At 64.7% G+C, this 20,496-nt stretch carries 23 protein-coding genes; 21 read left to right on the plus strand and 2 right to left on the minus strand.

The window, feature by feature from the left end; translation table 11 throughout:
* The first annotated feature begins 2 nt into the window (after positions 1–2).
* The 9 genes from BPHYT_RS00700 (at position 3) to BPHYT_RS00740 (ending at position 7,703) form a co-directional block, all read left to right on the plus strand.
* Complete coding sequence (locus BPHYT_RS00700) at positions 3–1,085, plus strand: branched-chain amino acid ABC transporter permease (RefSeq protein WP_012431237.1); 1,083 nt, start codon at positions 3–5, stop codon at positions 1,083–1,085.
* Complete coding sequence (locus tag BPHYT_RS00705) at positions 1,085–1,819, plus strand: ABC transporter ATP-binding protein (RefSeq protein WP_012431238.1); 735 nt, start codon at positions 1,085–1,087, stop codon at positions 1,817–1,819. The genes BPHYT_RS00700 and BPHYT_RS00705 overlap by 1 nt, the downstream gene beginning before the upstream one ends.
* Positions 1,806–2,549: an ABC transporter ATP-binding protein gene (locus BPHYT_RS00710; protein WP_012431239.1), complete on the plus strand. Its 744-nt coding sequence runs from the start codon at positions 1,806–1,808 to the stop codon at positions 2,547–2,549. The genes BPHYT_RS00705 and BPHYT_RS00710 overlap by 14 nt, the downstream gene beginning before the upstream one ends.
* An 18-nt stretch (positions 2,550–2,567) precedes the next feature.
* The gene (locus BPHYT_RS00715) at positions 2,568–3,746 is read left to right on the plus strand and encodes an ABC transporter substrate-binding protein (protein WP_012431240.1); all 1,179 of its coding nucleotides are present in this window, start codon (positions 2,568–2,570) and stop codon (positions 3,744–3,746) included.
* Positions 3,747–3,800: 54 nt separating this feature from the next.
* The gene (locus BPHYT_RS00720; protein WP_012431241.1) at positions 3,801–5,228 is read left to right on the plus strand and encodes an amidase family protein; all 1,428 of its coding nucleotides are present in this window, start codon (positions 3,801–3,803) and stop codon (positions 5,226–5,228) included.
* A complete protein-coding gene (locus tag BPHYT_RS00725) occupies positions 5,225–5,770 on the plus strand; it encodes an amino acid synthesis family protein (protein WP_012431242.1) in 546 nt (181 codons plus the stop codon). The genes BPHYT_RS00720 and BPHYT_RS00725 overlap by 4 nt, the downstream gene beginning before the upstream one ends.
* An 81-nt stretch (positions 5,771–5,851) precedes the next feature.
* Complete coding sequence (locus BPHYT_RS00730) at positions 5,852–6,886, plus strand: porin (RefSeq protein WP_012431243.1); 1,035 nt, start codon at positions 5,852–5,854, stop codon at positions 6,884–6,886.
* Positions 6,887–7,137: 251 nt separating this feature from the next.
* Complete coding sequence (locus tag BPHYT_RS00735; protein ID WP_012431244.1) at positions 7,138–7,380, plus strand: helix-turn-helix transcriptional regulator; 243 nt, start codon at positions 7,138–7,140, stop codon at positions 7,378–7,380.
* Complete coding sequence (locus BPHYT_RS00740; RefSeq protein ID WP_012431245.1) at positions 7,377–7,703, plus strand: hypothetical protein; 327 nt, start codon at positions 7,377–7,379, stop codon at positions 7,701–7,703. The genes BPHYT_RS00735 and BPHYT_RS00740 overlap by 4 nt, the downstream gene beginning before the upstream one ends.
* 290 nt (positions 7,704–7,993) lie before the next feature.
* On the opposite strand, the gene BPHYT_RS00745 is transcribed toward BPHYT_RS00740, so the two are convergent.
* Both BPHYT_RS00745 and BPHYT_RS00750 read right to left on the minus strand, forming a co-directional pair.
* Entirely contained in the window at positions 7,994–8,398 is a 405-nt protein-coding gene (locus tag BPHYT_RS00745; RefSeq protein ID WP_012431246.1) for a type II toxin-antitoxin system VapC family toxin, read from the minus strand.
* Entirely contained in the window at positions 8,395–8,667 is a 273-nt protein-coding gene (locus tag BPHYT_RS00750) for an AbrB/MazE/SpoVT family DNA-binding domain-containing protein (protein WP_012431247.1), read from the minus strand. Before BPHYT_RS00750 ends, BPHYT_RS00745 begins: the two co-directional genes overlap by 4 nt.
* Before the next feature lie 526 nt (positions 8,668–9,193).
* Here BPHYT_RS00750 and BPHYT_RS00755 point away from each other — a divergent pair.
* The 12 genes from BPHYT_RS00755 to virB11 all read left to right on the plus strand — a co-directional run bounded on the left by BPHYT_RS00755 (position 9,194) and on the right by virB11 (position 20,482).
* Positions 9,194–10,066: a ParA family protein gene (locus tag BPHYT_RS00755; protein ID WP_012431248.1), complete on the plus strand. Its 873-nt coding sequence runs from the start codon at positions 9,194–9,196 to the stop codon at positions 10,064–10,066.
* The gene (locus BPHYT_RS00760; protein WP_012431249.1) at positions 10,059–10,643 is read left to right on the plus strand and encodes a hypothetical protein; all 585 of its coding nucleotides are present in this window, start codon (positions 10,059–10,061) and stop codon (positions 10,641–10,643) included. The genes BPHYT_RS00755 and BPHYT_RS00760 overlap by 8 nt, the downstream gene beginning before the upstream one ends.
* The gene (locus tag BPHYT_RS00765) at positions 10,640–11,317 is read left to right on the plus strand and encodes a lytic transglycosylase domain-containing protein (protein ID WP_012431250.1); all 678 of its coding nucleotides are present in this window, start codon (positions 10,640–10,642) and stop codon (positions 11,315–11,317) included. The genes BPHYT_RS00760 and BPHYT_RS00765 overlap by 4 nt, the downstream gene beginning before the upstream one ends.
* Positions 11,318–11,354: 37 nt before the next feature.
* On the plus strand, positions 11,355–11,696 hold the full coding sequence (locus tag BPHYT_RS00770) for a TrbC/VirB2 family protein (protein ID WP_039339345.1): 342 nt from the start codon (positions 11,355–11,357) through the stop codon (positions 11,694–11,696).
* 13 nt (positions 11,697–11,709) lie between these two features.
* On the plus strand, positions 11,710–12,042 hold the full coding sequence (locus tag BPHYT_RS00775; RefSeq protein WP_012431252.1) for a type IV secretion system protein VirB3: 333 nt from the start codon (positions 11,710–11,712) through the stop codon (positions 12,040–12,042).
* Position 12,043: 1 nt separating this feature from the next.
* Positions 12,044–14,512, plus strand: a complete 2,469-nt coding sequence (locus BPHYT_RS00780; protein ID WP_012431253.1) for a VirB4 family type IV secretion/conjugal transfer ATPase — start codon at positions 12,044–12,046, stop codon at positions 14,510–14,512.
* Positions 14,509–15,666: a type IV secretion system protein gene (locus tag BPHYT_RS00785; protein WP_012431254.1), complete on the plus strand. Its 1,158-nt coding sequence runs from the start codon at positions 14,509–14,511 to the stop codon at positions 15,664–15,666. The genes BPHYT_RS00780 and BPHYT_RS00785 overlap by 4 nt, the downstream gene beginning before the upstream one ends.
* Positions 15,663–16,373 (plus strand): P-type DNA transfer protein VirB5, encoded by a 711-nt coding sequence (gene virB5, locus BPHYT_RS00790; RefSeq protein WP_012431255.1) that lies wholly within the window; start codon positions 15,663–15,665, stop codon positions 16,371–16,373. The genes BPHYT_RS00785 and virB5 overlap by 4 nt, the downstream gene beginning before the upstream one ends.
* Positions 16,374–16,562: 189 nt before the next feature.
* Entirely contained in the window at positions 16,563–17,321 is a 759-nt protein-coding gene (locus tag BPHYT_RS00795; protein WP_012431257.1) for a virB8 family protein, read from the plus strand.
* Positions 17,318–18,163 (plus strand): TrbG/VirB9 family P-type conjugative transfer protein, encoded by an 846-nt coding sequence (locus BPHYT_RS00800; protein ID WP_012431258.1) that lies wholly within the window; start codon positions 17,318–17,320, stop codon positions 18,161–18,163. The genes BPHYT_RS00795 and BPHYT_RS00800 overlap by 4 nt, the downstream gene beginning before the upstream one ends.
* Positions 18,156–19,358, plus strand: coding sequence for a type IV secretion system protein VirB10 (gene virB10, locus BPHYT_RS00805; RefSeq protein ID WP_012431259.1), 1,203 nt, complete (start codon positions 18,156–18,158; stop codon positions 19,356–19,358). The genes BPHYT_RS00800 and virB10 overlap by 8 nt, the downstream gene beginning before the upstream one ends.
* Positions 19,355–20,482, plus strand: a complete 1,128-nt coding sequence (gene virB11, locus BPHYT_RS00810; protein WP_012431260.1) for a P-type DNA transfer ATPase VirB11 — start codon at positions 19,355–19,357, stop codon at positions 20,480–20,482. Before virB10 ends, virB11 begins: the two co-directional genes overlap by 4 nt.
* Positions 20,483–20,496: the final 14 nt, after the last annotated feature.

The following is a 20,496-nucleotide window of genomic DNA, read 5'->3' on the forward strand; positions in this document are numbered from 1 at the left end:
GTATGTCTGGAAAACACGCAGGCTGTCTGCGGCTCTGGTTCTCGCAGCCCGCCCTCGGCCCCAGGGATGCTTCCCCCCTGTTGATGTGGATCGCAGCCGTGGCTGCAGTGGTCCTCGTGCCATTGGTTGCCAGTCCCTGGTTGCTGGCGATGGTGCGCGATGCACTGGTGATGGGGATCCTCGCGTTGAGCTATGACCTGCTCTGGGGACGTGCTGGCGTGCTCACGCTCGGGCACACGACGTTCCTGGGCCTCGGCGCCTATGGATTTGCCGTCATGACCGTCCAGTTCGGACAGGCGCCCTTGACGGGCGTGGCGGTCGGTGTGCTTTGCGCTGCGGGTGTCGCTGCCGTGATTGGCTATTTCCTGCTTTTCGCGGGGGTGAGGCTCCACTTCTTCGCCATCATCAGCCTTGCCGTGCTGATCGTCGCACAGCAGCTCGCCGTCAGCTGGCAGTCGGTCACAGGGGGCGATACGGGCATCCTGGGTATCCCCGGGCTGTCGTTCAGCGTGGACGGTTATGCATTTGACCTGAGCGGTCCCCGGACGTCCTGGTACACCGTGGCGGCCATACTGCTCGCCGCGACGGGCCTGATCTGGCTCGTGTGTCGCAGCCACTACGGCAAGGTGCTCAATGCGATCGCAACCAACGAGTGGCGCGCGAAGGCTTGCGGCTATCACACGCCGTTGCACCTGCTGCTCGTCTTCGTCGCGTCGGCGGCGCTTGCTGCAGTCGCCGGCGTGCTGATGGCGGCGTGCTCGGGGGTGGTGGCGCCAGACGTGTTCTCGCCGCTTCTTGCGACCGAAGTCATCCTCTGGGTAGCTATCGGTGGCCGGGGAAGAACTGGTGGTCCCGTCGTCGCAGCGGTCGCCCTGACGCTGCTCAGGCAGGCCGTCTCCAGTTACAGCACGGACGGCTGGCCGCTGATGCTCGGGGGTCTGTTTCTCGCCTGTGTGCTGTTCATGCCGAACGGACTACGCCTTGACGGATGTGTGGTGGGTGCGCGCCGGGCTGGTCGGGCGATAAGGGGCCGACGACGGGTTCAACCGATTCATCGCGCGGGCCACGCACAGGAGAAGCGCTAATGGACAGCCAGTTTCTTCTGGGCACCGGCCTTTCGCGCGCGTTTGGCGGGATCAGGGCGGTGGCCGGCGTCGACGTCAGCATCGCGCCACGCGACCTGCTGTGTGTGATTGGTCCGAACGGGGCCGGCAAGAGTTCGCTCGTCGGCCTGCTGTCGGGCGCGATTACCCCCGGATCCGGTGAACTGTATCTCGATGGTGAGCGGATGACAGGCCGCCCGATGCACGCGTTCTGCCGGCGCGGTGTGGTGCGCAAGTTCCAGGGGACCAACACCTTCCTCACGATGACCGTGCGCGACAACCTGATGGTGGCAGGCCTGGGCGTCGCGGCTTACCGGGCCTCGCCCATGCCGGATCCCGACGCCGTCCTGGAAGAAGTGGGTCTGTCCGGGCAGGCGTGCGAACTCGCGTCGCATCTGCCGCATGGGGAGCGGCAGTGGCTCGAAATCGGCATGGCGATCATGTGTCAGCCCGCACTGCTGCTGCTCGACGAGCCTGCGGCGGGCCTCTCTGCAAAGGACGCGCAGCGGCTGGTGCGCCTCATCCACCGGCTGCGGGAGCGGTGCGCGGTACTCGCCATCGAGCACGATCTGGACTTCGTGCAGTCTCTCGCGTGCGAGACATGGGTGATGCATCGGGGCGAAGTGGTTCGACGCGGATCGTATGCGGAGATCGCAGCCGACGAGGAGATCCGCCGCATCTATCTGGGACGGGGAGCGACACATGCTGCACATTGAAAACCTGTGTGCCGGATACGGTGACATCGACGTGGTTCACAACCTCGCGCTCGACGTGATGCCGAACGAGGTGGTCGGTGTGCTCGGCTGCAATGGCGCGGGCAAGACCACGCTCGTGAAGGCCATCATGGGGCTGTTGCCGCGCATGAGCGGCCAGGTTGCTTTCCTCGGCCAGCCGCTGAAGGGACTGCGCACACATGAGATTGCGCGCCGGGGGATCGGTCTGGTGCCGCAGGGGCGCTGGATCTTTCCGAAGCTGACCGTGCGGGAGAACCTGCTGATGGGTACGCAGGCCGCCGGGGGAGCTGACATCCTCGACGAGGTATTCGATTACTTCCCGGTGCTGAAGTCGCGCCTGTCGCAGCAGGGTGGCACGCTTTCGGGAGGCGAGCAGCAGGTCCTCGCCATTTCACGCGCCCTGTGCGGGCGCCCGAAACTGCTCCTGCTGGACGAACCCTCCGACGGTGTGCAGCCCAACCTGGTCGAGCGCATCGGCGAGGTGATCCCCGACCTGTGCCGCCGCTCGAAGCTGGCGGTGCTCCTCGTCGAACAGAACCTCGATCTCGTCCTCCAGAGCGCGCAACGCTGCATCGTGCTCAGTAACGGGCGCCTGGTGCATGCCGGCACCGTCGAACCGCAACCGGGTGACAGCGGTGAACACCCGCTCGCGCGCTATCTCTCTCCAGCCGCGGAGCTTGCCGCGGATTCCCAGCATGAAAACCTCCAGTGACCTTCAGTGAGAATACGCATGAACCGTCGTGACTTTTCCCGAACCGTGCTGCTGGGTGCGGCCGCTTCCCTTGCCGCATCAACTGTCCCCCGGCTTGCGCGCGCGGCTACGCCGTTGAAGATCGGTCTGCTCGCGCCACTTAGCGGACCGCTCACGCGTGTGGGACAGACCAACCGCAACTGTGCCGCGCTCGCAGTGGACGAAATCAATGCTGCCGGTGGTCTGCTTGGCCGGCCGCTGCAACTGAGCGTCGAGGACACGCAGATGTCCACGGCCGTGACGCTTGAGAAGGCGCGCCAGCTTTTCATGCGTGACGACGTGGCGATGATTACAGGCATGGTGCTGCCGTCCGAGCGAGAGGCGGCCCTTCAGGCCGCACGGCCGGCGCGAAAGCTCATCGTCTATCCGAATTTCGACGAAGGACGGTGCGACCCGCAACTGCTCACGACGGGGCTCGCCGCCAGCCAGCGGATCGAGCCGCTCATTGCGTGGCTCATGCGCGACGGTGGCCGATCCGTGTGCGCTGTCGTCTCGGATATCGGCAGCAACCGGAAGGTGCTGATTCCGCAACTGCAGGCTGCGGTGGCCCGCCATGGCGGCAAGTTCCTCGATGTCTACTGGCTGCCCTTCGGGACACGCGACTATGGCGCCGTCCTGCAGCAGGTCGCCGGCGCCGGGCCGCAGATCGTATGGCACAGCATCGGCGACGACCCGGTGACGTTCGTGAAGCAGTACCGGTCGTTTGCGATGAAGCCGCAACTGGTGACGGACATCGCACACGAATCCCTTTCGATTGCCACCACGGGTGCCTCGACCGGGACGATCGGTGTGTCGTCGTATTTCATGAGCATCGACAACCCGGAAAACCAGGCGTTCCTCACGCGATATACGGCCCGTTACGCCGGTGCGCGCGATCCGCGGCTGGGCCGCTATGCCGTGGTGCTGCCGCATGGCGAGAACACGTACGCAGGCATTCGTCTTTTCGCCGAGGCCGTGAAGTCGGCAGGAAGTGTCGACGCCGATCGCATCAGGGCCGCGTTACCCGCCGTCTCCGTTGCGCTACCGCGCGGAAAGGCCGGCGTGAGTCACGACGGCGGTCATGTGCTTTGCCAGACACGCATCGGCCAGGCACTTGCCGACAACAGCTTTGCGATCCTCGAGTCCACTGGTCCCGTCATCCCGGTGTGTCAGGGATAGGTACGTTGCATTCATTGTGCGCAAACGTTCGTCTCAGTAGATAAGGACTACAGAATGAGTGAAATTGTCATGCTGAGCGCGGCTCAGCTGGTTGCCGGGTTCCGGCAGTGCACGCTCTCGCCGGTGGAGGTCATGTGCGAGGTACTGGACCGGATCACGAAGCTCGACCCGGTGGTCAACGCGTTCTGCGCCCTTGACGAGGAAGAAGCGATGTCGGCTGCCAGCGAGGCTGAGCGGCGGTGGATGCGCGGCGAGCCGTGCGGTCCGCTTGATGGTGTACCAGTATCGGTCAAGGATCTTGTTGCCGTCGCCGGTCTTCCAACACGGCAGGGGTCGTGGACTGCCTCGCCGGACCGCGAAAGCGTCGATGCGCCGGCCGTGGCGCGGCTGCGTCGCGCTGGCGCCATACCGTTTGGCAAGACAACCACGTCCGAGTTCGGCAACAAGATCGTCACCGACTGTCCGATGACAGGCGCAACGCGCAATCCATGGGATACGCGTCTTTCGCCCGGGGGCAGCAGCGGCGGGTCCGCAGTCGCGGTTGCGCTGGGCTTGGGACCGCTGTCGCTTGCGACCGATGGCGGTGGGTCGATCCGGATTCCGGCCTGCTGGAGCGGCGTGGTCGGGTTCAAGCCGACGTTCGCGCTGGTGCCGGCGGGCAGTGCGGCGTCGTGGACTGCATTGTCCACACTTGGCCCGATCACGCGAACCGTGCGCGACGCAGCGTTGATGCTCGATGCAATGACCGGCACGAACACCTGCGCAAACAGCGACGGCCCCCCGGGGACCGGGAGGACGTCCGCCTATTCGGCCGGGCTGGACGACGGCGTCGCGGGCCTGCGGATCGCGTGGTGCGCCGCCCCGGCCGGCGTGTCAGTGGCGCCGGATATTGCGGAGTGCGTCGGGCGGGCAGTGGACGCATTCGGGACGCTCGGCGCGACGGTCATCCCGACCGACGTCGCACCGATCGTGGACTACTACGGCGATGGCCGTATCCATTCGGTCCAGTGGTCGGTGTTCTTCGCCCAGCGTGTGCGGCATATGGAGGCAGCCGACAGGACGCTGCTTGATCCTGACCTGACGGCACTTGCGGATGCGGGGGCACGGATCGACACCGCGACGTTCGTCGATGCCCTGCTTGCGCGTCACGCGCTCGGCGCGTCGATGGAGACCTTCTTTAAGCACTACGACCTGCTGGTTACGCCGACGTTTCATTGCGGGCCACCGCCGGTTCCCAGCTTGCCCGGCCATCTGCGCAATGCCCCGCTGCTGACCGCGTGGTGCAACCAGGCCGGCGTGCCAGCGATATCCGTGCCGTGCGGATTCGCTGGGGATATGCCGACCGGCCTGCAGATTATCGGGCGTCGGGGCAGTGATGCCCTGGTGCTGCGGGCAGCGCGCGCATATGAACTGGCACGCGGGGATTTTCCGGCGCCGGAAGGGGATCTGCCGCTTCCCGGTGACACGGAGATCGCGCCATGAACGTCCAGATTGTCAGGGTGGTGGTCCATGTCGTTGAACGGTGCGCGGAACTGGGCGAGCCGGTCACACCAGCGCATCGGCAGGTGGTCGCTGCTGCCGTGCTGAAGCCGGTCGACCCGGATGGCGCGGGTGACCTCGAGGCGCTCTATGCGACGGGCGCTGACCTGGGTCTGATCCTCACGGGTCGGGCGCTGCACGCGCTCGGTTGTCCGGGAGAGCAGATCCAGGGCTACGGGAAGGCAGCGCTCGTGGGCACTGGCGTGCCGCTCGAGTGGGGCGCGGCGCTGCTACACCCGCGACTCGGCAAGGCGGTTCGCAGCTGTCTGCCGGGCGCGTCCTCAATCATGCCGTCCGTCACGAAGCGAGGGCCGGCGGGTGCCTGCGTCGATATTCCCCTGCACAGCGTCACAGACATGTGGAGCTTCGACCATTTCGACACGGTCACGCTCTGCCTGGCGGATTCACCGGCACCGGACGAACTGCTACTTGCGATTGCACTGGCCGAGCGCGGCAGGCCGCTCGCGCGCGTCAGGCCGGGGTGACGTGTGGCGATAAACCGTGCGGTCAGTCAGGCGCGCGTCAAGCAAACGAGCGAACACTCACAGGCGATGAAGGAGATAAACATGTACAGGGATGGTCGGGGAAGGTGGAGGAAGGGTCTGGCAGCACTGTCGTTGTGCATCACGGCGGGTGCAGCGCACGCGCAGTCGTCAGTGTCGCTATACGGACTGGCCGATGCGTTTGCCGGCGTGGTGCGTACGCCAGGCGCGTCAGGCAACACCTGGCAGGTGGGTTCGGGCGGGCTTTCGACATCGTACTGGGGCATGTCGGGCGCCGAGGACCTGGGCGGTGGCATGAAGGCGATCTTCACGCTCGAGAGCTTTTACCGGATCATCAGTGGACAGTTGGGGGCGTACAACGGACAGTCCTTCTTCGGGCGCCGCGCGTTCGTGGGTTTAAGTGGCCCGTTTGGTCAGCTGACACTGGGGCGCAATGATTCGCTGCTGTTCGTCTCGACTCTGCTGTTCAACCCGTTCGGCAACTCGTTCGTCTTCTCCCCCATCGTGGTCCACAGCTTTCTGGGCTCCGCGATGGGTGCGGCTTCCGTGCAAAGCGATACGGCGATCGACGATTCGATCGTCTACCAGACGCCTGAGATTGGCGGACTCACGGGCAGTCTGCAGTACAGCAATGCGGGCGTCGCGGGCCACGCCGGGCAGGCAAACTACAGTGCGAACGTGCTCTACTTTGCGGGGCCGTTTTCTGCGACGGCCGCAGTCCAGAGCCTGCACACCGCGTCGCTTTTCCTGAACGGCGCCACGGAACAGACAGCGTGGCTGGTCGGCGCCGCGTATCGCCTGCAGGCGGTAAAGCTCTATCTCCAGTATGAGCGGGTGACCAACAACAACGAGCTCACCGACGATACCGTTCAGGTGGGCGCGAGCGCGCAGGTCGGCACGGGCAGCATACTCCTGTCCTGGGCGGGAACGCTCAGGCAGCCGGCACAGGGCGCGGATGTCCGCTGGTCGACCGTGGTGCTCGGGTATGACTATCCACTCTCGAAACGCACGGACGTCTACGCCGCATGGAGATACGACACCATGACCAGCGTCTCGTCCGGCAACAGCCTGGGCGCCGGTATCCGGATGAAGTTCTAGCCGCCCCCATCCGTCGTGGTCGGGTCGCGTTGACCGGGGCCGCTTCAGCGGTTCCGCAGCCCCCATGAAGCAGGCATGACCGGCCTAATTGCCGCCATCCCAAGCCGGTACGTTCTGCTCGCCGCATGTTGTTCACTTCGTCCGACGGGGTTCCCCGTCGATAAGACGGGTTTGTGTGTTGGCGTCAACCGCTGCTTGAATGCCCTCAGGTTCCGGCCACTGCAGGCCAGAACGATTCCTGGGGGCAAGTCATGTCAATCGAGGACAGTAGCGCGGACAGGATCCTGCGCCGTCGACAGGTCGAGGCGCGCACGGGGTTGTCGCGCTCGACCATTTACCGTCGTATGCAGGCCGGAACCTTTCCGCCGGCGGTCGCGCTTGGCGGCCGGCTGGTCGGGTGGCGGCAGGCCGATATCGAGGCGTTTCTCGCGAACCCTGCCCGCTATCGTGTGCCGGCACGCCTTCGCGATGTGGGCGCGGGAGGCGCGCCATGAGCCGGAACCTTGCTTCAGGACCGCTCGGCCCGCGTCTGGAGAATTGGGGCAACGCAGCGCGGGGCGCCTACGATCTGGTCGATGCGGCGCGGATCACGAAGGCGTGGGAGACCTTGCATCCCCGGCATCGTGACATGCTCCGCATGGTGTATCTCTGGCACGCCAACCAGGAGGTCGTCTGCCGACGTCTGCGCATACCGCGCCGGCCGGCGCAACGCTTCGCACTCGAACTGGCGGCCGCGCACACAGCGCTCGCGCGGGCGCTGGAGTCCGGAGACCCGCACCGCGGGAAGAACTCGCCGCCATTGGACGACGGTCACTAAGGGCGTGCTACTGCGAGGGGCATATCGGGGCTGGCCGCCCGGCATTCGAAGAACGGTAGATAACCGGCTTTTCGCAGCCATGAGGTGCCGCCCAGGCATCGGATGAAGCACCGAAAGCGCAGTGCGCCAACGAGGGGGAGCGCATCATTGGCCATGCCGGTTCAACGCACTCGCGCGCCTGCCGGCCCCGTATCGCCAGAAGGTGGGACCCATGGCAAAGTTGGGCGACCCGCTATCGGGCGAACCACCTGATTCGTTTCTCGCGCAACGACTCCTGGTGATTGTGGTGGCTACCGGTCAAGCCAGTTCTCGATCGCAAGACCGCGTATGCGGCTGAACACCTTCGTGTTGTCAGTCACGAGTGTGAGCCCCAACGCACAGGCATGAGCCGCGATCAGAAGCTCGTTTGCACCGATCGGCTGGCCAGCAATCTCAAGCTCTGCACGAATACCCCCGTATTCGGTGTCAGCAGGCACGTCCAGCGGCAGCACGGGAATGATCGCAAGCAGGCTTTCCACTCTGGCCAGCAATTTTTCGGAACCCTTTCTGGCACAGCCATAGCGCAGTTCCGCCGCGACGACGACGCTCGTGCAGATCGCCCTGGGATCAATTTGCCCGATATGGGTGGCCACCTTTCCGGACGGATAGCGGATCATGTCGCGGATGACGTTCGTGTCCAGCAGATAGCCGTTCAAGGTATGCCCTCCGGCTGAAGAGGCGCATCCTCAATATCCGGAAACTGGTCGTCAGGTCCGAACCGTGGCTCCTGTCTCCATGCATCCAGCAATTCGATGATGTTCGCGGGGGTTTTCACCGGCTCGATGATGAGCCTGTCGCCCTCCCGATAGATCAGGACGCGATCACCCGGCAACTCGAATTCGACCGGGATGCGTACCGCCTGACTCCGGTTGTTGCGGAACAGTCTGGCCTCCCTGGGGCGGCCGGAAGGAGGGGGCACGGGCATGATCATCTCCTTTGTATATACAAAATGTATATGCCAGAATGCCCATAGTCAAGCTCGACCCGGGTCGTAATAGCAATCCGTAGGGTTTGCGGTATCGTGGCATCCTCTGTGTCCAGACCCGGCGCCATAACCGGTGCCATGAAGCCGCTGATGCTGTTCCGCCATCGCAATTTTTTTGGGAACGCGTGGGAACACATGGGAACCCATGGGTAAACGCAGAGCCGGCGAGGTGTCTGCAGGCCCTTGCATTGCGCCACGTAGTCGCCTAGATTGAACCCAACAATCTGATCCGGTCAACGTGCCACGCACGACCGAGTACGCGTTAGCGGCCCCGCAGTTTCGATGTCTGAGCAACGACGTGGTGTGCCGTGTCGCATTCGCAAAAAGCCTGCATATGCAGGCTTTTCTGTTTTCTGGCGCTGATGCAATGATCCCCCGTTGAACCCGCGGTCAGCCTCCCCGGCGCCGCGGGTTCCTTTTTCTGCACAGGTTCATCGGCAGCGGGTGCGGCTGAGGACGATGAACCATGAAATCGCTTCTGATCATTTCGGCGACGGGCCGTTCGGGCAGCACGACGGTGTCCTGTCTGCTCGCCCGCCATCTGCAGTGCGCCTGCCGCTGCCGGGTACTGGTACTGGACCTGGCCGACCCACCCCGCTGCGCGCACGTGCTTGCCGGACTCGGCTTCGACGCGATCGCATCCAGCAACCAGGTGGTGGCCCCGAAAGAGAAGGGTCGATGCGTATCGGGGGGCTGTGTGCACGTGCTCAACGCCAACACCGTCGACGCGCTGGTCTTGCGAGACGATCCCGACCGCACGCGCTATTACGCGAACCTTCGTCACCTGCTGTCAACGGCGGCACGGTGGTTCGATGTCTGCCTGATCGACGCGCCCGCATTGCCTGACCTGCGCGCCGTCTGCGCGGAGGCGCTCGTAGACGCGGCGCTGAGCCCGGTCCCGATGTCGGCCGGATGCCTCAGTTGTGCCTCGGAGGTGATCAACGGCACATACGGCATCCGCAACGTCCGGGCCCGACTGAATCCGGCACTGCGCTTCACCGGGATCCTGCCGGTCGCAACGACGCCTGCGGCGATGGAAGAAGCGTGGATGAAGATGATGGAGACGACACTGCGGGAGTGGCTCATCGCCGATGTGGCGTCTCCCCGTGGATACGTCTGGCTGCCCCATCTGACGTCCGGCCGGCATATGGGATCGCTCACGCCAGGAGAGAGCGGGCGTGCTGCACGCGATGCCGGGGTGCATGAAGACCTGCCTGAAGAACCGCCTGAAAACATCAGGGCGAAGGCGGCCTGCCTGGATGTGCTTGCGCACCGGCTCGAAGCGATTGAGGACGCCACCGTGCCTGCGCTTCGTCATGGGGAGGCGTGTGATGCATGACGCGACCACCCTGATGAATACGGCCAGTGCCGTTGTCTTCCGCGCGCTGCGGCACGCACTGCGCCGCGGGTCGATCGTCGCCGCGGCATGCCTCGCCACGTCGGTCATGGCGCCGGGCGTTGCCCACGCCGACGACTGGGGCTGCCAGGTCATCCTCTGTCTGTCCAATCCCGGTGGTCCCGAACAGTATGGCGAGTGCGTGCCGCCCATCGAGAGACTGTGGACTGCACTGCGTCACGGCGATCCTTTCCCGACGTGCGATTTCGGGGAGGGTGGCTCGCAGGGGACGTCGGCCGCGAATGTCTGGGCGAGCGCGGGGTACTGCCGTGAGGACCTCCTGTACTGGGGTGGTTCCGAGCAGAGCGAACTGCTGTGCAACGCGCGCGGGGCGATCAACGTCGAGATCGACGGTGAACTGTACACGCGGGTGTGGTGGGACGCGCGAGGTACGGATCGAACGATCACGGAGTTCTACGGGGCCGGCAGTATCGCGCTTCCATATGACCCGACGCAGTCGGCCCGCCTCTTCCTCGAGCGGGAATCGGAGGGCTCCGGTGGACAGGGAGGTGGCGAATGATCCCGCTTGCCGCGTTCATGGTCCTCGCCCAGCAGTGCGCACCTGACGTGGCCCCCGCCACGATGGCCGCTGTCGTGCGCGTCGAGTCGGACTTCAATCCCTATGCGATCGGTGTGGTGCACGGGCGCCTGCAGCGGCAGCCGGCCAGCCTTGCCGAGGCCGTCGCCACCGCACGCGCACTCGATGCAGCGGGCTGGAACTACAGCGCCGGGCTCGCACAGGTAAACCGGTCGAACTGGCCGCGCTTTGGTCTGACAGCCGATACGGCCTTCGATCCGTGCCGGAACCTGGCTGCGGGCGCAGCCATTCTCCAGGGCTGCTTCGAACGCGCGAGGCGGATCCATGCGCAGGCCCGACAGGTCCAGCAGGCGTTGCGTTCGAGCCTCTCATGCTATGCGAGTGGCGACTTCTCGACCGGCTATCGCACGGGCTACGTGCAGCGCGTGGTTGTGCACGTCGCCGACACCACGCGCATCGTTCCCGTCGTGCCGGCCATTGACCCACAGGCCGAACCGCGGACATTAGCCATTCCCGTTGAAGCGGTGGCGTCCCCGGTCACACCTGCAGCAGGTGCACGACCGGACGTCGCATCGTCCCGGCCAGGGAATGGGCAGAGTGGTCGCCCGGACGGGCAGCCGGAAGAAGCAGCACAGGAGAGTGCGGTGGTGTTCTGAGTCGCAAAGAGATCACGGTGTGGAACAGGAGCATTCCATGAAATCAGGACTACGAATGATATGGCGTTGGCTTCCGGAGCGGCTGGAAAAACCCGGGACGGCGCGCCCCTCCCGACGCGGGCTTGCACTTCTTCCAGTGCTGGCCCTGACGGTGACGCCTGCCTGGGCCCAGCTTTCGCAGGTCAACACCCTGCTCACGACGATCCAGACGACATTGCTTAGCGTGGGCGCGGTGGTGTGCTCGATATCGATCATCTGGGCGGGTTTCAAGATGATGTTCCAGCATGCGCGCTTTGGCGACATCGCCAACGTATTCATCGGCGGCCTGTTCGTGGGCTGCGCCACGGTGATCGCGGCGATGCTGATCCCGACGAGCTGAGGCGGAGGCGCACATGAATCCGGCCGCAAACCGACTCGTGGATCCTGTCTTCAAGGGCTGCACGCGCCCCGCGATGCTCTGGGGTGTACCGCTCGTGCCCTTCCTCATGGTGGGCGGCAGCATCCTGATACCCGCGATCTGGGCGCTACTCGCGAGCCCGCCAGCAGGCGTCGGCATCGTGCTGCTCCTGATCCCCGTCTTCGTCACGATGCGCGCGGTCACGCGCCATGACGACCAGCGCCTGGCGCAACTCGCATTGCGGCTGCGCATGGTGGTTCGCCAGCGTAACCGTGGCTTCTGGTGCGCGCATGCCTACACGCCGCTGCGCCTGAAGAGGAGGGGCTGACATGGGTGCCCAGCCGCAACTGATTGACGTAGCCGAACGCGAGGTCGTACTCGCGGACTTTGTGCCGTTCTCGTCGCACGTCACCGACCAGGTCATCCGTACGCGGGAAGGAGACTACCTGCGCGTCTGGAAGATCGCGGGTATCGCCTTCGAGGCCGCCGATCCGGGCGACATCCTCGTGCGTCACGAAGGATTCAACCAGCTCGTGCGCAGCCTGCCGGGTGGTCATGTTGGCCTGTGGGCGCACCGGATACGCCGGCGCGTGACCGATCACTTCGCGACACCCTACGGCAACCCGTTCTGCCAGGAACTCGCCACGCGTTATTACGCGAGCTTTGCCGGCTACCGGATGATGGCCAACGAGCTCTACCTCACACTCGTGTACCGGCCGCACCGCACGCGCCTGGGGCGTCTTTTCAGCCAGGCAGCCCGACGCACGCCCGATGATATCCGGCGCGCCCAGCATGAGGCCCTGAAGGTGATGGCGGAGCTCGCGGCGCAGGTGGAATCCGCCCTGAAGCCCTGGGATCCAGTGCCGCTCGGTGTCTACCGCAAGCCGATCCGTTACACGCAGCGACCCGTGCGCTTTTCGGCGGCGCTGGAGTTCCTGGGGTATCTCGTCAATGCCGTATGGGAGCCGGTGCCCGTTCCGTCTGGCCGCATCGCCGATGCACTGCCGACGTCGCGACTGTTTTTCCGCACCGAGAAGGTGGAGATCCGTATGCCGGGTTCGACCCGTTACGCGGCGCTGCTCGACCTGAAGGACTACCCCGAGGAAACCGAGCCGGGCATGCTCGACGGTCTGCTTTACGGTGACTTTGAGTACATCGAGACCCAGAGCTTCACGATCCTCGACCGTCCCACGGCGAAGGAAGCGCTTGAGCGTCAGCGCAACCAGCTGATTGCGGGAGAGGACGTGGCGGTATCGCAGGTGGGCGCGATGGACCAGGCGCTCGATGACCTGATCAATGGCGACTTCGTCCTCGGCGAATATCACTACTCGCTGGCCGTCCTCGGTGACCGGCCGGACGAGGTCGCGCGACACGTGGCGAAGGCGCGCACGCAGCTCGCCGACGTCGGCTTCCAGACGGCGCTTGTCGATCTGGTGGCGGATGCTGCATGGTTTGCGCAACTGCCCGGCAACTGGCGCTACCGGCCCCGCGAGGCGAAGCTCACCTCGCGCAACGTCTGCGGCCTCGCGAGCCTGCACAACTTCGCGACCGGCAAGCGCGACGGTAATCCTTGGGGCGAGGCGATCACGATCGTCAAGACCCCGAGCGGCCAGCCGCTGTATCTGAACTTTCATGCGACACCGGAGAAGAAGAACTCGGCAGACGAGAAGGCGCTCGCCAACACGCAGATCATCGGCCAGGCGGGTGCCGGCAAGACGGTGCTGGAACTCTTCCTGCTCGCGATGGCGATGAAGTATGGCCTCACCGGTGTCGTCTACGACAAGGACCGGGGCACCGAAATCGCGATTCGGGCAATGGGAGGCCGCTACACGGTATTTCGACGGGGTGTCCCGACGGGACTCAATCCCTTCCAGCTCGAGCCGGACGGGACGGTGCTGGACTTCTGGGAGCGGCTGGTCCGCCGTCTGGTCGACATGGGCACGTTGCTCTCGGCGAAGGACGAACTCGACATTTCGCGCGCCGTACGGGAAGTGGCGCGCATGGAGCGGCCGCTGCGGCGTCTGTCGATGGTCCGGCAGCTCCTGCCGGCCGTGGGCGAGAACAGCCTGCATGCGCGGCTCACGAAGTGGTGCGCGGGCGGGCGTCTGGGCTGGGTGCTGGATAACCCGTCGGATCTGCTCGATTTCAGCCAGAACCATCTCTTCGGCTTCGACGATACGGAACTGCTCGACGATCCGGAGGTGTCGACTCCGGTCACGATGATCCTGCTGCACCTGACAGAGAGCCTGATCGACGGCAGGCGCTTCGTCTATGTAATGACGGAATTCTGGAAGCGTCTGGGAGATCCGGTCTTTACGGATTTCGCCAAAGACAAGCAGAAGACGATCCGCAAGCAGAACGGTCTGGGCATCTTCGACACGCAGTCGCCCGCCGATGTGTTGCGCAGTGACATTGCGCGCGCACTGGTCGAACAGACCGCGACATTCTTCTTCCTGCCGAATCCGCGCGCCGACCATGACGACTATGTGGACGGTTTCAAGCTGACCGAAGCCGAATTCAACATCGTCCGGTCCATGGGCGAGAACAGCCGCCTGTTCCTGGTGAAGCAGGGCCACCGATCGGCCATCGGCCGGCTGGATCTCGCCGGGCTCGGTGACGTGCTCGACGTGCTGTCGGGCACCACGGACAACGTCGAACTGCTTGACGGTATTCGTGCCGCAGTCGGCGATGATCCCGCAGCGTGGCTGCCGGTATTCCACGAGCAGCTGGCGAGGCGTCGCGCGATGGAATCGGCTGCACGCGGCCGTGCTGCGCACGCGACGGGAGGTTTGCGATGAGCGGCCTCTTTACCGCCGTGGGCGGCACGCTCGAGAACGGCATGTCCACGTATGTCACGAGCGTGTCCTCTGCGCTTTCCAGCGCGCTGGTGCCGGTCGTCACGACCGCAGTGTCGATCTGGATCATCACGTACGGGTTCGCCGTGGTGCGCGGCGAAGCCCATGAATCCGTCCCGGCATTCGCGTGGCGGGGGCTGAAGGTGGCCGTCATCCTCGCCTTTGCGCTCGGGTCGGGCATCTACCAGTCGCAGGTCGTCACCGTAGTCGAAGGGGCCACGACGGGGCTTGCGCAGACGATCCAGACCGCCGCCGCCAACGCGGGAGCGGGTAACGCCGGCTGCGGGACTGTGAGCGGCAGCAGCGTGACGGGCACGAGTGCATCCGCCATTTACCAGACGCTCGACTGCTACGACCAGCAGATCAATCTGGTGATGGATGCGTACTTCAACAAGGCAACGCATGAAGGCTTCAGCATCGCCGGCATCGTCGCAGGGGTGGGCGATTTTCTCTGCGGGCTGGTGGCGGCGCTCGGCGCGTCGGTCTTCCTGATCATTCTCGCGTTCGAGGTCGTCATGGCGAGGATGCTGCTGGATCTCGTGCTTGGCCTTGGGCCCCTGTTCATTGCGTGCGGGGCGTTCAGTCCGACCGCCCGGTTCTTCGAGGCGTGGATGGCCAAGATTGCCAACTACGCCCTGCTGCAGGTGCTCATCGCGGCCTTTCTGGGCATGGCGCTCACCGCATTTTCTGCGGATCTTGCTCCGTTTCAGGTGACGACGTCGGCACCCGATGCGAACGCGTCTGCGTTGACGGCGGCGATTCAGGGCGCACTCGATAACACGGCGTCCTGGGGGGCGGGGCTTGGCATGTTTGTGACGGGCGTGCTGCTGGCGACAGTGGGGTGGCAACTGCCTGCCGTCGCCTCTGGCCTGGCGGGTGGCGCCACGCTGTCCGGCTTCGGTGCCTTCGTGGCGGGATATGCCGCGCGGCAGGCTCTGCGCGGCCTCGGGGCGGCCGTCCAGTTCGGGCACGGGCCGCGTCGCCCCGGTGGAAAGATTTCGGATGGCGGCACACGAAACGGTTCAACACCTGCCTACCAGCGTATCGCCCGCGAGCATCTGGGTGACCTGGATAACAGAGGAGGGTCATCGTCATGATCAGGTCAATTGTGCAAACCGGCATCGTTCCCGTTGCGGCGGTGGTGATGATTGTCGGAACGATGCCATCGGCCCGTGCACAGGGCATTCCGGTCTACGACGCGCAGAACGTCCTGCAGGCCATTGCGACCGTCGGGCAACTGAAACAGGAAGTGCAGCAGGAGCTTCAGCTGTACCAGTCGCTCAGCGGCACACGCGGTTTTGGCGAGCTGATGAGTAATCCGGTCCTCTCCAATTCGCTGCCGTCGAACTGGCAGTCCGTCTATACGTCCATCCAGAGCGGCGGCTATGCGGGCCTCACGGGCAGCGCGCAGACCCTGCGCTCCGCGAGCGAAATCTACAACTGCGAGGACCAGAGCGGCATCGACCAGCAGGTCTGCCAGCGCGCACTGAACAAGCCATTCCAGGACAAGGCGTTCGGCACGCAGGCGTACCAGACCGAACTGCAGGAGCTCGACCAGATCCAGGGGCTGATGCAGCAGATCGACGTGACGCAGGACCAGAAGGGTATCGCGGAACTCCAGGCGCGCATCCAGACCGAGAGCACGGCGGTCGGCAATGAGATGACGAAGCTGCAGCTCTTCAGGATGCTGGCCGACACCGAAGACCGGCTCATTGGCGAGCAGCAGCAGGAACTCGTGCTCAAGCGCGCAGGCAACACTGCCCGGCTGCAGGACCAGATGGTGCCTGCGGGCTTTGGCAACTGAGTTCGGTAACCGGGTTCGGTAAAGAGGAGAGTGAAATGAGCCGATCCACCGTGGCAATCCTGATCGTTCAGTTAGTCATGCTGATGAATGGGTGTTCGGACAGTCTACCCAAACTAGTCCTGCCGGACGGTTCGCATCGCGTGCCGGTGAATCGCGTGCAACCGGTTCCTCCTTCCGACGGAGGCAGCCATGAGCAGTGAGCATGACGGCCGTGACGCCGGTGACTCCCTTGGTGATTACCGGCGGGCACTCGATTTCGAGGTGTCGGTCACCCACCTGCAGGAACGCTCGGAGCGTCGTGCGTGGCACGTGGCTCTGGCCTGCGTGACTGTCGCCATCCTGTGCGCCGTCGCACTGGCGGTGATGGTCCCGTTCTACCGGGTCGTGCCGTTGCCGATCGAGGTCGACCGGCTGACTGGTGAAGCCCAGGTGATCGACGTGCTGGACTCGAAGCAGGTGCCTATGCGTGACATCGAGGACAAGCACTGGGTGGAGGTGTACGTGCGCTCGCGCGAACGCTACGACTGGGGTCTGCTGCAGATGGACTACGACCGCGTGCTCGACATGAGTGACGAACGCGTGGCACGGGACTATCGCTCGGTCTATAACGGCCCTGATTCGCTGGACCGGCAACTCGGGGCGAACGCGCAGCGGCGCATCCGCATCCTCTCGACGACGCTCGTGCCCGATGAACCTGGGCGCGCGGTCGTGCATATCGAGCGCACGACATGGAAGAACGGTATCGACAATGCCGAGCCGCCACAACGCTTCGTCATCACGCTTGCCTTCACCTACCGGCCATCCGTCTTCACGCGTGAGCGCACGGCCATCGAGAACCCGTTCGGCTTCAGGGTAACCGCCTACAGCCGCGATTCCGAATACACGCCTGCTGCGCCGTTGCCGGCATCGTTGCCCACATTGGCACCCGCTTCGGGAGGTGCGCGATGAGAACGAACACATTGATGAGAGCCACCGCGCTGGCGACAGCGCTGGCAGTGTTATGTGTTGGCTCGTCCGGGGCGCACGCCTACGACGTGCCGGGCTGGTCGGGCGACTCGCGCGTGCGGCAGGTCGTGTACCGGCAGGACGAGGTGGTGCGGGTTATCGCGCAGCGCGGCTTCGCCACGCACATCGCGCTCGATCCGGCCGAACACATTCTCGTCGTGGCCCCGGGCGACCGGGATGGCTGGCAGGTGGTCGCGAACCGTGGTGACCATGATGTCTATCTCAAGCCGCAGCTTGCCGCGCACGACACGAACCTGGAAATCCGCACCGACCGGCACAGTTACAGCTTCGATCTGGTCGTGCTGCCACTCAGGGCCCGTTTCGGTAACGACGATGAGATGTACCGCATCACGTTCGTTTATCCGGACGTGGAGGCCGCGAAGACAAAGACCACTGACGCCGCTGCCCTCGTGCGCGAGCGTCTTGACCAGCCGCCGCGGGTGCGCAATAGCGCGTACTCGATGCAGGTCATGCCGCATTCGGAGGACATCGCGCCGACAGCGGCCTGGGACGACGGGCGCTTTACCTACATCCGCATTCCCAACAACCGCCGTATTCCCGCGATCTTCCGGGTGGCCGACGACGACAGCGAAAGTGTTGTCGACAGGCACATGGAAGACGACGTGATCGTCGTGCACGAAGTAGCCCGGCGTTTCGTACTGCGTCTGGGAAAAGAGGTGGTGGGTCTGTGGAACGACGCGTTCGATGTGGACGGCGTGCCACCTGCCGATGGCACGACCGTGAGCGGTGTGAAGCGTGTCCTGCGGAGCGATGGCCATGAATGAGCAGACGCCGCGCAATGCGATTGCGCCCGATACCGACCCCGCAAAGGTCACTGATACCATAAACGGTGACCTTGCGAGTCCGCCGACGGATCGCGGCATGCCGGAGCTGGGACAGGCGGGCGGCCGGCCCCGTGTCTGGTGGCTTGCACCACTGTTGATTGTGGCCTTCGTGATCGGTGGAGCGGTCTGGACGATCCACGGCTTCCTTGCCCGGCACGATGCGGCGGAGAAGGCGAAGCGCGATACCGTACAGGACCAGGTAGCCCAGGGGCGCGTGTTCGGCGACGGCGCCGCCCCGGCGTCGGCGGGTACAGCAAGCGGTCCGGTGGCCACAAGTGCGACCGCATCGGCACCGGTTGTAGCGTCAGCACGCCCGACTTCCGCACACACTGCACCGGCGCGCAGCTACTACGACGCGCCGCTGCTCTCGACCGGCTCAAGTGGTTCGGCCAACGGCGAGGCCGATACGGTGGCATCCGCACCCGCTGACGCGTCCGGTACGCAGACAAACGTGGCGATGGTGTCCGGAGGCCAGTCGTCGCAGGGCAGCGGCCCGCTTGCCCAGGCGCTGACGCCGACCGTCACGCCGAAGGTGCGTGCGGGCTTTCTCGGCAACCGCAGCCTGATTCTTGCAGAAGGCGCCAAGATCGACTGCGCCGGCGATACGGCATTCGATTCGACCCAGGCGGGTATTTCGACCTGTACGGTGACGAAGAACGTCTACTCGGACGATGGTCGTGTCGTGCTGATCGAGCGCGGCTCGCAGATCAACAGCGAGTATCGCTCGAACCTGGCACCCGGACAGAAGCGGGTGTTCATCCTGTCGGCACGGATCCGGACGCCGGAAGGGGTGACGGTCGAGATCGATTCACCAGCAGCCGATGCGCTCGGCCGCATGGGGATCGACGGATACGTGGATAACCACTGGGGGGCACGGATCGGTGCGGCGCTGCTGCTCGGGCTGACGCAGGACGCGATCGGCTACCTTGCGACGCGGGGCGGCAACGGCAACAGCTCGACCATCTACGAGAACACGCAGCAGCAGGGCAACGACATGGCCTCGCGTGTGCTCGACAGCACGATCAACATTCCGCCCACCCTGACGCAGAACCAGGGGGCCGAGTTCACGATCGTCGTCGCACGGGACCTGGATTTCAGCCCGGTGTATGCGCTTCAGCCGGAGGGCACGCGATGAACGCGCAGGCCCACATCCACGATGAAGCGGCCACGGGCGCTGATACGTTGCTGCCGAGGCTGGCCGACGATGCGTCCGTGCGGGAGCTGATGCGGCCGTTCGCCGGCCTGCTCGATGACTCCTCGGTCACGGAGCTGGTGATCAACCGGCCGCAGCGGGTGCTGACCGAAACCCATCTCGGCTGGCAGCCACACGACTGTGCGGACCTCGACTTCGAGCGCCTGATGTCGTTTGCGGTCGCGGTCGCCACGCTCACGAACCAGGAGGTGTCGGCCCGGCATCCCATCCTGTCCGCACTTCTGCCGGGTGACGCGCGTATCCAGATTGTGGTGCCACCCGTCGTACCACCGCGCACGGTCTCGATTACGATCCGGCGCCCGTCCGCGCGCGAGAAAACCCTTGATGCGTACCGCAGCGAAGGCCTCTTTGGGGAAGCCGTATGGCGTCGCCAGGATGAGCTCGACACGTCGCGCCCGGCGCTGCGGCCTGCGGTTAACAGGCTCCTTCACTACCTGGAGGCGCGGGATTGGAGCACGTTCTTCGACCTGGCGGTGAAGGCCCGTCTGAATATTGTGGTCGTCGGCAATACGGGTTCGGGCAAAACCAGTTTCATGCGAACCCTGTGCCGCTCCATCCCGTCGTCCGAACGAATCATCACGATCGAGGACGTTCGGGAGCTGTTTATCCGGCATATCGAAAACAGTGTGCACCTGTTGTACAGCAAGGGCGGACATGGCCAGGCGGATGTGACCCCGGCTGACCTGATCGCATGCACGATGCGCATGCGTCCCGACCGTGTGCTGCTTGCCGAACTGCGCGGTGCCGAAGCCTATGACTTCCTGAAGCTGCTGACCACGGGACACTCGGGTTCGATCACCAGCTATCACGCGTCGAGCGCATCGGTGGCCATCGAGCGGTTCGCGCTGATGGCGAAGGAGCATCCCGAAGCCGCTACGTGGGACGACGCAGCACTGCGGCGGCTCCTCTTCATGACGATCGACGTGGTGGCGCATATGGAGGCAGTTGCGCTCTTCGACGAGACCGGTGTCCAGACCGGCCGGCGCTGGTCCATGACGGAAGTCTGGTTCGATCCGCTGCGCCGCCATCAGGCGGACTTCCGCTGAAAGGGGCACGCACC

Origin of the sequence: Paraburkholderia phytofirmans PsJN (genome assembly GCF_000020125.1) — a bacterium.
Lineage (GTDB): Bacteria > Pseudomonadota > Gammaproteobacteria > Burkholderiales > Burkholderiaceae > Paraburkholderia > Paraburkholderia phytofirmans.